This is a genomic window from Dolichospermum sp. DET69, assembly GCA_017355425.1.
GTDB lineage: Bacteria > Cyanobacteriota > Cyanobacteriia > Cyanobacteriales > Nostocaceae > Dolichospermum.
Genome location: CP070233.1, coordinates 4,084,243 through 4,097,113 on the forward strand (window position 1 = coordinate 4,084,243; position 12,871 = coordinate 4,097,113).

A 12,871-nucleotide genomic window follows, 5' to 3' on the forward strand; every position below is an offset into this window, starting at 1 on the left:
AAGATGCTGCTACAAACCAAGCAATTGGGACTTCCGGCAAAATATTATACAGATTCAGAAATCTTTGCTCATGAGCTAAAAACCGTTTGGCGTAGTACCTGGCAATTGATTGGTCGGCAAGAAACTATTCCCGAACCAGGTGATTACCTGACTTATACCTTGGGAGAAGAGCCAATTTTTGTGATCCGGGCAACTGATGGGTCTCTTCAAGCCATGCACAATGTCTGTCCCCATCGTGGAGCAAAGTTATTAGAGGGAGAAGGTAACTGTCATCACAAAATTACCTGTCCTTATCACGCCTGGACATACAGCTTAGACGGTCAGCTTATAGGCATTACCAAGCCTAAGCTTTTTCCGAACCTAGACAAATCCCAAATTCACCTAGTTCGAGCAAGAGTAGAAACCTGGGGTGGGTTTATTTTTGTCAATCCCGATGCCAACGGAGAATCCCTCGATGATTACTTGGTGGGTATGCCTGCTTTCTTGGAACATTATGATCAGGATTGGAATTCCCTCCGAGAAGTTGACCGTTGGTTCTATGATCAACCGATTAACTGGAAATTGATCGTGGAAAATTACGTTGAGGATTACCATTTTGAGGTAGTCCACAATCAGGGGTTTGGGACAGTTTACGATAGTGATAACATCCGCAGCCTCCCCACAGGTCGCCACCTCCGAATTGAGGTTCCCTATACGAATAATCAGGGAGGAGAATTCTTTACCAGTTTTTCAGAAGCAGGGAAGGTTTCACATCAGGGCTATATTTTCCCAAATATGATGCTGAACCCACACAAAAAATTTCTCTCTGTCTTTCATCTGATTCCCTTGGATGCGGGTAACACTAGGGTGGAGATCATTATTTACCAAGCTCCTTCTCAATTTGCAGGTATTCCCTATCGCTCCCAAGAGTTTCGTCAGGGATTTGATGTCCTCATGGAAGAGGATTTTTCCATTTGTCGGCAAATTCAAGCCGGACTCCATTCACGCGCCTATCAGGTAACACAACTTGCCGAGGAGCATGAACTGGGAGTTGATCATTTTCACAACGTTCTCTCGGAATATATCTGACTAATTCGGTCTTGAAACTAGTTATTTGTCAGCAAATATTCAAAGATAACAAACTACAAAGCACAAGCTAGAAGTTTATCCAGGAAGGCAGGAAGCAGGAAGAAAACTGCGCTCTGTTTCCTGCCTCCTTCAACTAAAATCCCATTTTTCAAGAAATCAAGTGCCATGATTATCAGAAAATTAAGCGAAATTATCAACTCTGAACGCGATGTTGCTTGGGGCAATGGGCAAAGTCGCAGGTTTCTGCTTGCTAGAGATGGTATGGGTTATTCTCTCACAGATACGATCATAGATGCAGGTACAGAATCTCTTTTGGAATACACAAATCATCTAGAAGCTTGCTACTGCATTGAAGGGGAAGGGGAAGTCGAAGTTGATGGGATTGTCTACTCGATGGAGCCGGGTACTATGTATGCGCTCAACCAACGGGAAAAGCATTATCTGCGGGCAAAGACTCGGATGCGGCTGATTTGCGTCTTTAATCCTCCACTTCAAGGTCATGAGTCCCATAAGTTAGGAAATAAAAACAGTTCCAGTTATCAGATTCAGGAGTTGCCGGCAACTCGGTAGGATTATTCCATATGCAAGGACTAAAGTCATCTCTGATATTAGTTGTGCTGATCGTCCTTTTGTGGCTAGGGTTGAGTTCTTTAGGGTTTCCTACCTTAGCTTCACCACTGACGATTCTGCCTCAACCAGACCGTCCTTTTGGCGGCAAAATCAGTCGAACAGATCAAGATCCCCCCTGATGGGGCTGAGGGAAGTCTCATGACTCATGGTGGACGATTTGGTGGCTATGGGCTGTTTATGGAAAATGGCAAGCTAATTTACGTTTATTTTAGAGAATAGGGAGATTTAATGCAGCAGATAGCTTATAATGTTCTACTCAAAATTACTGGCATTGTGGCGATCGCGTCCATCTTTACAGCTACCCTATCCCTCCTTTCCCATCTCAATCTCGACTATTTCGTATTAGCCTACCTGTGCGGATTAGGTGTGGTAATGAGTGCAGTGTTTTTTATTTACTTCATCATTGTAAATATTCATACTGTCAGTCCGGTTAAGGTAGAGCAATTAAGTTCAGAAACGCCAGAAGTTGCCGTTATCGTTCCTATTTATAACGAAGATATTCATTTTTTAAAGGCAACAGTTGACAGCATTGTTAAGCAGGATTATCCCATAGATAAAATTAAGCTGTTCATTGCTAATGATGCTCGCAGAGATGAGATTGCAACGTTTACAACCATTTTGCAGTCTGCTTACCCAAAACTCTCCTGCTATCATGTTCTACCACCTTCTAAAGATTCTTCAGATCGGGAAGGTGAGGCAAAAGCTGGCGCACTCAATGCAGCTTGGAAGGAACTTCGTAATCTTTTTCCCGGTATAAATTACATAGAAACACGAGACTGTGATGATTGTGTAGGTGATCCACAGTTTCTGAGAAAATGTACAACCTATCTGATTAATCACCCCACTGTAGGTTTAGTGCAAACTTATAAAGAAACGCAGCTTCTAGATGAGTCAGATCCCTTTGATACGCGAGAGGTATTTTTACAATCCTATGTTCTACCGGGGAAAATATGGTTAGGAGGCGTGTTTTCACTAGGCTCAGGGACTGTCTATCGTCAGCAAGCACTTGTGGATGTAGGCGGTTTTGATGCTTGGAATATGGTCGAAGATGTAACCACTACAGTCCGTATTCTCCAAAAAGGTTGGGCTTCTCAAGCACTTGATGTGGTGGGTGTCTCGACTCAAGCACCTGTAACTGATTTGGAAAACTTCTTGAAGCAACGTTCTGTTTGGTCTCTAGATGCCTTTCGATTAGTGTTTTTTGTCGATTTGTCAGGGCTAAGTCTCAAGCAACGGTTAGCTTTTTGTACAAAAGCAATAAGTGAACTACTCTATCCCACATCAGTATTTCTCTCGAATGTGACAATCGCTATTTCTTTAATAATTGGTAACCCAATGTTTCTGAGTGTACCGCCAATTGTCTTTGTGGCGATCGCATTTATGACTCTTTTCGAGTTATTGGTCTTTAAAGGTAACATTCTTTTTGGTTGGAAACACAAAACCCTAGAATTAGCCCTTTTATTTGCTAATCTCAAAATGGTTTGGGTTGCTATTGTCAATGGCAGAAACAAAAAACCCAAGTACGTTGTGACAAGAAAGACGGCTAAACATCAATCCTATCTTCACTATTGTCGATTACATATTGCGCTCTTAATTCTATTAATCATGGGAATTGTGCGAGTTGTATCCACAGGAATAGCTCTAGAACATAGCATATTCTTGGTGGCGGCTATTTACTGGTCAATTAGATTAGTTGATGTCATGCGTTTAGCTTTGTATCAACCTCAGACCAATTGAAGATAAAGATACATAAATACAATTTAACTAGAAATCCATTTCCCCTCCTCGCTTGCGGGGAGGGGCTAGGGGTGGGGTAGAAATAATATGCACCCTCACAAATAATTTGTATTACACATAAACTATCAATATTGACGATTAACATCAATATTGGTCTAATTAAAATTAAATCAGAATTTCAATTCATAAAAATGCAACAATCTGGTGTGACTGTTTGGTTTACTGGTTTAAGTGGTGCTGGTAAAACTACTATTTGTAAATTTGTGGAGCAAAGTCTTCTCAAACAAGGTTATAAAGTTGAAGTTCTTGATGGCGATATTGTCCGCCAGAACTTAACTAAGGGTTTAGGTTTCAGTAAAGAAGATAGAGACGAAAATATCCGTCGTATAGGCTTTGTTGCCCAATTATTAACTCGCAATGATGTGATTGTTTTGGTTGCAGCCATTTCTCCTTATAGAGATGTTCGTAATGAAGTGCGGCAGAAAATTGGTAATTTCATTGAAGTCTATGTCAATGCTCCGTTAGATGTTTGTGAGGAACGAGATGTTAAGGGCTTATATCAGAAAGCTAGATCAGGACAAATCAAAAACTTTACTGGAATTGATGATCCCTACCAACCACCAACTCACGCAGAAGTTGAATGCAGAACAGGTCAAGAACACTTAAATGAGAGTGTAACCAAGGTTCTAGAGGCGATCTTTGCTAGACAAACCCATGTGTAACTCGTTGCCTCACCTTTCGTTTTTATTCCCCTATCCATACCCGTCCTATAGAAGGATAAAGAATTTACCGCATTTGTGTTAAGTAGTCACAGTAATTTCTTTGTCGGTTTTTACCCTTGCTTATTGTTTTTAGTTACTCATTTTATTCTTCTCATACTTATTCGATAGCATAATCAAACTTTAATAAGTAAGGGTAAAATTTATCTGTCAGAAATGAACTATCTTCCTTTGATAAGACTTGTCTCCATTCCCCAATCTGGCCTTTTCGGAAAAAACCACTGCTTCTGTTTGCTTCGGGACCGTGTTCAAATTCCACTTTTCTAAGATTGTTCAAAGAGCATTTATCGATGGCAATATCTATATAATTCTTCTCATATTTTATTTCTAGGAAATCAGCAATAAGGGTTAAATTCTCTGTGGGAAAGTGAACCAAGTCTTCATACCTAAAGATTTTGATTTTATCTGGGTAAGCTTCTTGATGATTAAAAGCCATACCAACATGAGTTTCCCAACTCCCATAATATTTAGGTGTTCTCAAGAAATCAGGGAGAGAACCTGCAAACCATCCATTCTTGGTCGCGTAGTGGTACAAAGATATATAACCCACATTCCGCACCCTTGACTGTCACAAACGGTGATTACGGAGGTAAATTGATGAAGAAGGAGTAAAAGAATACATTGATATATAAAAAAACAAATTTTAGATAGGAAAATTGATTCAGATGTATTCTCAATAAGAAGCAATAAAGAATAAGGGTGGTTTCTGGCAAAAAATATAATATAATTTTATTGTTAGTCTATCAAGACTTAATCATAACTTATATCCTTCTAGAAATAAACTTAAAAATAGCATTAAAACTTAAACTCATTAATAAAATTAATGAGTCAAATTGTATAATTAAACTATTAATAATGTTGATAAATCAACTTATATATCTGTAGTAATTACGGCAAGCTTCTGGGAGAAATAGAAGAATGTACTTCATTTCAGATGTTAAGTTATAAAAGTCTGTTTTTTGTTGAAAAGTAACAAGATGAACTGATTGAAAACATTGAAATATCCACCGCATTGTTGGATTGTTGATGGCTTTGCCCAATTGATTTTTTACAGTATAGTTTAAGGATTTTAAAGCAGCCCTAATTTCTCTTTGTGCTAGAGTATAAACTAGCAGACATAACCCCATTATCATTGCTAATGCCTCTATTCTTTCTGGGCTTTTCAGGAAAATACTATCTGCTAAAAATAAAGGATTTTTGAGAAAACTAAATCCTCGTTCACAGGATTGCTGTGCTTTATATTCAGACAGCATTTTCTCTTTACTCAGTTCTTTTTCTGATAAAACATTTGTGGCAATTATAAACCTTCCTGCACTTAATACTTCTTGGTCAATAGCATCTTTATTTTCAGCAACTGTTGCTAAGATTTGATAGCATTTTGATTGATTTTCTTCTTTGATGTTAGGACTTTTTTCGATAACTTCGATATTTTCTACTTGATGATATTTAAATTCTTTACTTATTTTGATTAATTCTTTTCTAGCATCAGCAGCACAAGCAAATTTTTCTTGCAATAGGTTTTTTAACTTAGTTTGAGTATTAGTCAAAGCTTTTTCTATTTTCTTTGATAATTTCTTTAAGTCAGATTTTTTTCTATCTTGACTTTGCACAACTAACCATCTTTGTTCTATATCTCCATAAGTTATTTTCTTTTCGGCATAAGAATATCCTACTTTTTCACTTTTAACAAATTCCGATTCTGCTAAACTCATCACTAAGTTTTTTGCTGATTTTATCGTTAAGGGTACTCTGGTTAACCATTTGAGACTCGACATTAACTTGATATTTGATTCTGTATATAATGCGCTATCTGCTACTATCAAACTATCAACTTGTATTCTTTTCTGATATTCAACTGCGATTTCTCCAAATTTTTTAGAATCAACTTCATTCCCTGATACTGCTTTTATATATATTGGTATATCTCCATCTCCTGAACATACTAATTGTGTAATAAATTGTTTTAAATCTGGACGATGATCTCTTGAATAACCATAGGTCAGCTTTATCGCTTGAGGTGATTGACTCTCTTCATTTTCTTTTTCCAATGAACCTGATTCTTTTTGATTTTTAAATATTACTGATGGTAAACTATTTTCATATTCTCCATCTACATGAAATGATGTCGAATCCAAGTGTGATGATGAAAGTGATATCTGATATATTTTTACCGCATTTAAACTGACTGCTAAAAATGTTGTATCTAGTCCTTTTATAAATAATTTATCTAATACTCTTCCCAGCTTATCATCGTTGAAATATTCTGGTTTTGCTCCTGCACCAATTAAGTGTTCACAAGCGATTAATTCAAAGAATTTTGGGAACATATATAAAGGCTGTGACATCATGCTTAATCCATTTAAAATCATCGCCTTTACTACCTGACCCGCACTGACTTTTTCTTCTGGTTCTGACCCTAGTAAATTATTAATTATTTCTACTATCCCAATTGAATCTACTATTCCTGCTACTATTCCTAAATGGTCAATCTTCTTCAATTCAAGGTCTTTTATATTCAACATGACAACAGAAACTCCACAAAAGTATCTGTTTTGTATTTTCTCATTTTTCTGTTGAGTCAACACATTTTTTTAGTTTTTTCATTGTCATTGAGGATAAACCTTTCAATGATTTTAAACTAAGTTTTCTATCAAAATAACCTAAGAACCAATAATTTCGTACTTAGTCGTGAATATTTAACTGTATCTCTAACTTAATAGTAATAATTCCTATTTAGCTTTAACAAATCCTCTCAACATTTAGTTCTTATGTACTAAATACATCCGTTTGCTTGGGGTGTGACAGTTGTGGGTGCGGAATGTGGGATATAAGCATCTCTGGGGTCACGAACTAAATAAATAGTTTTTGGGAATAGATAGAATAGAGGCCAATGGGTTTTCATTAATGGGCGTTTTGAAAGATGATTTAATCGCTCTTTATGTAGTTCAATTTCAGGAACATAATCATCAATATTACGAAAGGTTATCTCTAATTTCTGTTCTAATAAGTTAGCTACCAAAAACCTAACCCATGTATTACCACTCTTGGGGTATGAACACAAAAAAGTATCGTCGCTATATACTTTATTAAGTCCCAATTTTAACAAGTCATCATTCGAGTTCATAAGCAGTCAGTTATTTGAAAAAATGTGAATATTTAAGATTTTACGAAGCTTATTAGATTGCGGAATTTTGATACTAGTGGTCTGTCAATATTAATTTTGTGTGTTAACGAAGTTTGAAAGTATTGCTAACAAACGGTTATAAAATTTAATAACTCACAATTTCAAGCTTGACAGACTACTAGATTAATTGCCTGCAACTTTAGAGAACAATACGATGATCATAGTCCCATATTGTTTTCACAAATGTTGAATGTTGTAATAAAATGTTATATGTCAGAATATAATTATCCTGTTAACGTTCTACGCGAAGGAAAGCTTGTAAGATTCGGGTTGATAAGTAGGTGGGCGGAGGAAAATCAAAATATATTCCGTTTTGTAAAATGGCTGAAACTCAACCACAATAACGCATTAGGGTAAATTTACATATCATTACACATTTTAGTTATTTTACGTCCACCTACTTCCCGATACCGTTCCTGTTCAATCCTTATTTGTTTGAAGTGCTGCAATATATTACTTTTCCTGAACATAAGTTGATCATGACTCAAACAGCAATTTCTCAATCTGAGAATAGTGTCGATATTGGCTTACTGGCTCGTGATGCTGGTATTGCCTTAATTTTACAAGCGATTGGTGATGCCCTTGCCTATATGCTGCAATTTGCACTGATCTGGTGGATGGGGTCAACCGAATATGGTGTTTATAATTACGCACTCTCTTGGTCCTACTTATTAGCAATTTTTGCAGGTTTAGGTTTGCCTCATGCGGTTTTGCGCTTGGTTTCAGAATACAAGGTTCAACAAAATTGGGGGATGTTGCGGGGGATAATTCGGGGAAGTTGGCTACTGGTTTTTCTATCAGGCTGCGTGGTTTCTCTTCTAGGAAGTGTGATTGTGTTAATCATTAATCGGTATTACGAATCGGACTATACGACTCCTCTGCTCATTGGTCTGTGGATGGTGCTATTGCAGGCTTTAACTCAGCTACAGTTAGAAACTTTCAGAGCCTTGGAAGATATTACACTAGCCTTTGCACCCTCACGTATTTTATCGCCTGCCTTAATTCTGCTGGGAGGTTTTCTTCTTTTCACCAAAAACCATTCTTTGAGCAGTGTGCCAGTAATTTTGCTGTCAACACTGATCTTACTGGGAGTTGTTTTGTTGCAGCTATGGTTGTTGAGAAGAAAACTCAACCAAACTGTTGAAGCTGCCACGCCTACCTACGCTTATCGTGAGTGGTTAAAGGTTGCTCTCCCTTTATTGCTTCAATCTGCTTTCATTGTGATTTTGTTTCGTACTGACATTTTGATGATTGGTTCATTAGTAGGTGCAGAAGCGGCAGGAGTTTACTCCGCAGCTAGCAACACTGCTGTGTGGGTTGCCTTCTTTTTGCAAATTATCAATATTGTGGCAGCACCTGCATTTGCAACTCTGCACGCTCGCGGTGATCACCAGGGACTACAAGCTGTCGTATCGACTACAGCTTTGTGGGTTCTCTGGCCGTCCTTGCTCATTGCACTGCTCTTAATGGTTTTTGCCGAGCCGATTCTGGCGATGTTTGGGTCAGAATTTGTCACAGCAGACTGGGTGCTAAAAACTCTAGTGATTGGTGAAGTGATTAATGTCCTATTCGGTCCCGTCAGCTTTTTACTGGGGATGACTGGACATCAAAATAAGTCAGCAATCGTATTTGGGTGTAGTGCTTTAATTAACGTGATACTGAACCCAATTGCAATTATCCACTTTGGAATACTTGGGTCTGCAATGACAACGGTTCTTTCAATGCTAATCTGGAAAATCTGGTTAAGTATTCTGGCGATGAAGTATGTCGGAGTTAATCCGTGGGCTTTGTATGGCTTGTTTAACTCAGGAGAAAAAGAGAACCAACAAAAACCAGCATCTTAAGCCTCTTTCAAGAAATAAGTAAGTAGCCATCATGAACTGCGTACACCAGGAGGGATGAAAATCTATTTTCAAGTCAGTCGGACAAAATTAAATTCGCTTGTTGAGGGAGGGAACAGGGAATAGTATGGCTTACGCCACGCTATGCTATCGACAAGCTCAGTGCATCGCATGGAACATGGAACAGAAAAATCAGTTGTGTAATTAATTCTGTCCCATTTCTTACGAGCCGAAACCCTGATTATCCTGATAATTACGATTTTCGTTTTGTGGAGTTTTTAAGCAACCCGTAGTTAGTGAAAGCATTTTTTAAGAAGACTATTACACTTGGCTTCACACTCTTGAAACCAGATATCAGGATGATATTCTTGCCAAACATTTATTCTATCTTTTCTTGGCTTTGGCATTTCAATTGATAGTTGATATGTGACTGATGTGTAAAGCCATAACCACCTCATGTCTCAAATAATAGCACCTCAGAGTGTAAAATTGGGGGTATGGAAATGTCTGAAAGCCGGAGTCAACCCTGAATTCCCTGAACAAGGTACACCTCAACGTGGCGTGTGCAGCCCATTACTTGCCAACATTGCCCTACATGGAATAGAAGCCATACATAAATCTGTGAGATACGCAGATGGGGGTAAATATAGCGAAATATCTACGCCTACCACCGCACTGATGTTGTAATTTTAGACGGCAAATGCCTCAGTCAAGGACTCATAGCTCGCCTGCACTTAAAGCATCACGTCCCCTATGGTTTGCATGGCAGTTTCATACACGATTTTTAATGGTTTCAAACCCGCCCTTTGTGACTCCTTGGGGTGGGGGTGCTATCTGATGGGTATAGGTTTTGACGAATGTATCTGAAATGGGGTTTTTCTGTCGATTGAACTACTCCGTTTAGTTGGTGATAATTTAGCATTTTCTCGAAATCCTTTGCGGCACTGCATTTGAGTAATTTCAACAAACTTTCAGTGAATAACTAACTATTTGTTCCTCAAATGTGGTAACTATGATTGTCTAGGCTATGGCTAAAGATAACCAATTTTCTTTTTATCAGAGCTACTGTTGTATAAATTTATATAAATTTCTAATTTCTCCAGTCCAGTAAACAGTATTTACCATCCATGCTTAACATCACTCAACTAGAATCTTCTCTCTGGGAAGCAGCAGACCAACTCAGGGCTAATTCTCGACTTAATGCCAATGAATACAGTATGCCCGTATTGGGGCTAATTTTCCTCCGTCATGCCACAAATCGTTTCAATGCTGTAAAAGCTGATATTGAGCAGAATTTACCATCACGGGGAGGTAAAAAACGCCCCATTACCACAGATGACTTTAAAGGAAAATCAGCAATTTTCTTACCAGAAGAATCTCAATATCAACAAATCCTGAATTTACCGGAAGATGGCAAGATTGGTGAAGCTATTAATAAAGCCATGAAAGCCATAGAAGAAATAGAACCAGAGATGTTAAAAGGGGTTTTAGTGCGATTCGTTGTTAGCTGAATCACGGTATCCAGTCCGTACATAAGCTAACCAACCCAATCCAATCATGGAAAAAGGTTGAACTCTCGGTCTGATATGGGTGAAAGTCCCATCTACCAGACTCAGGTATGAATCCCTATCTGCCCACACCGACCAGACTCGGTTTCTGGAGAGTGAAGCTAGGAACAGGGCGCAATCAGACATCCGTTGTGAGGTGACACTGGTGCTAATGGGGAGTTCCCACGGTGAAAACAGAGCCTAGAAAAGCAACTTACGCCAGAGCAGGACACAACAATAAAACCTGACTCCACTGGAATTAATTCCCGCCGCATCCTGTTGAGAATAGCGGCAAGAGTCTAGGGAATCCAGTAGTTGAAGTGGCTACACCTAAAGGAACGAACAATCAACCGAGGGAACGAATAAAAACGGATTGAGGGTCTAGGGGTGGTCGAACCCGGAGTAAGCTGGACGAGCAGCGGAATCCCTTCAATTCGGGTAGGACAGACCGTAATTGGTCTGAGGTGTTCAGAATACACAGATTGGAGCAGAGCATGATTAGACACAGAGAAAACTCTAGTGAATCCTGGAAGACGTTACCGTGGAAGAAATTCCGCCGTAACTTATTCCGCCTACAAAAACGAGTGTACAAAGCGGTTCAAGTTGGCGACAAGCGCAAAGCGAAGTCCCTACAAAAGCTGATTCTGAAGTCTACCGCAGCGAGATTACTGGCTATCCGTCAAGTAACACAGCTAAATGCCGGGAAAAAGACAGCGGGAATTGACGGGAAAACCGCGCTCTCATTCGAGCAAAGGTTTGAACTAAATGAAAAACTTAGAACCGAATGCAATGACTGGAAACACCAGGGATTGCGTGAAATACCCATTCCTAAAAAGGATGGTAAAACCCGAATTCTCAAAGTCCCCACTATTGCAGATAGAGCATATCAGTGCCTTATCAAGTACGCATTAGAACCAGCACACGAAGCAACATTCCACGCTAGAAGCTACGGATTTAGGACAGGACGTTCAGCGCATGACGCACAGAAAATCTTGTTCATCAACCTAAGCTCTATCGCCAACGGAATAGATAAACGAGTTATAGAACTCGATATCGAAAAATGTTTCGATAGGATAAACCACACCGCTATCATGGATAAACTCATCGCTCCTTATAGCATAAGACAAGGAATCTTCCGATGTCTCAAAGCCGGAGTTAATCCAGAGTTTCCTGAACAAGGAACACCTCAAGGCGGAGTGGTAAGTCCACTATTAGCTAACATCGCCTTAAACGGTATCGAAAGTATTCATACATATAAAGATGCCGGAGGGTCAATAAAAGAACCATCAATCCGTTATGCGGATGACATGGTAATAATACTTAGACCTCAAGACGATGCCACAGAAATACTTGACAAAATCAGTCAGTTCCTAGCAGAGCGGGGAATGAAAGTCAGCGAGAAAAAGACAAAGCTAACCGCCGCGACAGATGGGTTTGATTTCCTCGGCTGGCATTTTAAAGTCCAGAAAAACGGGAAGTTTAGATGCGTTCCATCTGCGGACAACTTTAAATCTTTTCGCAAGAAAGTAAAACACATCGTCAACAACTCGAATTATGGTGCTACCACAAAGGCCGAGAAATTAGCCCCTGTAGTTAGAGGTTGGAGGAACTACCACCGCTTCTGCAAGATGGATGGGTCAAGGTTCTCCCTATGGCACATCAATCACAGAGCATTTAGGGTATTCAACAAGGAAACTAAACAGAATCGCCTTACTAGCCAAGAGTTAATAAAGAAGGCATTCCCAGCAGTTCCTTACTCCGTAAACAAACACATCAATGTCAAAGGTGAGAAATCACCATACGACGGAGATTTGAGTTACTGGAGCGAGCGTAACAGCAAGCTCTATAACAACAATACCTCTAAAGCCCTCAAACGGCAAAGCCATAAATGTGGTCATTGTGGTCTAAAAATGCTCAGTGATGAGAAGGTACACTTACATCATATAGATGGAAACCATAAGAATGGTAAACCCAAAAACCTTCTAGCAATTCACTTTCATCTGCCACGATTACATTCACATGAGCAAAAGCGAAAGTTAAGAACATCGGAAGCTGGGTGCAGTGAAAGCTGCACGCCCAGATTTA

8 protein-coding genes and 4 pseudogenes are annotated in these 12,871 nt (G+C 39.1%); 9 read left to right on the plus strand and 3 right to left on the minus strand.

Annotated elements, in window-relative coordinates; translation table 11 throughout:
- Window positions 1-3 precede the first annotated feature (3 nt).
- The 4 genes from EZY12_18670 to cysC all read left to right on the plus strand — a co-directional run bounded on the left by EZY12_18670 (window position 4) and on the right by cysC (window position 4,157).
- Complete coding sequence (locus EZY12_18670) at window positions 4-1,068, plus strand: aromatic ring-hydroxylating dioxygenase subunit alpha (protein QSX66785.1); 1,065 nt, start codon at window positions 4-6, stop codon at window positions 1,066-1,068.
- A gap of 165 nt (window positions 1,069-1,233) precedes the next feature.
- Window positions 1,234-1,638 (plus strand): ectoine synthase, encoded by a 405-nt coding sequence (locus tag EZY12_18675; GenBank protein ID QSX66786.1) that lies wholly within the window; start codon window positions 1,234-1,236, stop codon window positions 1,636-1,638.
- A 288-nt stretch (window positions 1,639-1,926) separates the two neighbouring features.
- Complete coding sequence (locus tag EZY12_18680; GenBank protein QSX66787.1) at window positions 1,927-3,435, plus strand: glycosyltransferase; 1,509 nt, start codon at window positions 1,927-1,929, stop codon at window positions 3,433-3,435.
- A gap of 191 nt (window positions 3,436-3,626) precedes the next feature.
- Complete coding sequence (gene cysC, locus EZY12_18685) at window positions 3,627-4,157, plus strand: adenylyl-sulfate kinase (protein ID QSX66788.1); 531 nt, start codon at window positions 3,627-3,629, stop codon at window positions 4,155-4,157.
- A gap of 157 nt (window positions 4,158-4,314) precedes the next feature.
- Here the strand turns inward: cysC and EZY12_18690 are convergent, their stop codons facing one another.
- The 3 genes from EZY12_18690 to EZY12_18700 form a co-directional block, all read right to left on the minus strand.
- Window positions 4,315-4,764 (minus strand): sulfotransferase domain-containing protein, encoded by a 450-nt coding sequence (locus EZY12_18690; GenBank protein QSX66789.1) that lies wholly within the window; start codon window positions 4,762-4,764, stop codon window positions 4,315-4,317.
- 316 nt (window positions 4,765-5,080) lie between these two features.
- Window positions 5,081-6,736, minus strand: coding sequence for an IS1634 family transposase (locus EZY12_18695; protein QSX70730.1), 1,656 nt, complete (start codon window positions 6,734-6,736; stop codon window positions 5,081-5,083).
- A 251-nt stretch (window positions 6,737-6,987) separates the two neighbouring features.
- Window positions 6,988-7,338: a sulfotransferase domain-containing protein gene (locus EZY12_18700; protein QSX66790.1), complete on the minus strand. Its 351-nt coding sequence runs from the start codon at window positions 7,336-7,338 to the stop codon at window positions 6,988-6,990.
- 539 nt (window positions 7,339-7,877) lie between these two features.
- Here EZY12_18700 and EZY12_18705 point away from each other — a divergent pair.
- The 5 genes and pseudogenes from EZY12_18705 (at window position 7,878) to EZY12_18725 (ending at window position 12,826) form a co-directional block, all read left to right on the plus strand.
- A complete protein-coding gene (locus EZY12_18705; GenBank protein ID QSX66791.1) occupies window positions 7,878-9,242 on the plus strand; it encodes a flippase in 1,365 nt (454 codons plus the stop codon).
- A 438-nt stretch (window positions 9,243-9,680) separates the two neighbouring features.
- Window positions 9,681-9,875, plus strand: a pseudogene (locus EZY12_18710) (RNA-dependent DNA polymerase).
- Window positions 9,876-9,895: 20 nt separating this feature from the next.
- Window positions 9,896-10,027, plus strand: a pseudogene (locus EZY12_18715) (carotenoid oxygenase family protein).
- Window positions 10,028-10,366: 339 nt separating this feature from the next.
- Window positions 10,367-10,735, plus strand: a pseudogene (locus EZY12_18720) (type I restriction-modification system subunit M N-terminal domain-containing protein).
- Between the two features lie 545 nt (window positions 10,736-11,280).
- Window positions 11,281-12,826, plus strand: a pseudogene (locus EZY12_18725) (reverse transcriptase N-terminal domain-containing protein).
- Window positions 12,827-12,871: the final 45 nt, after the last annotated feature.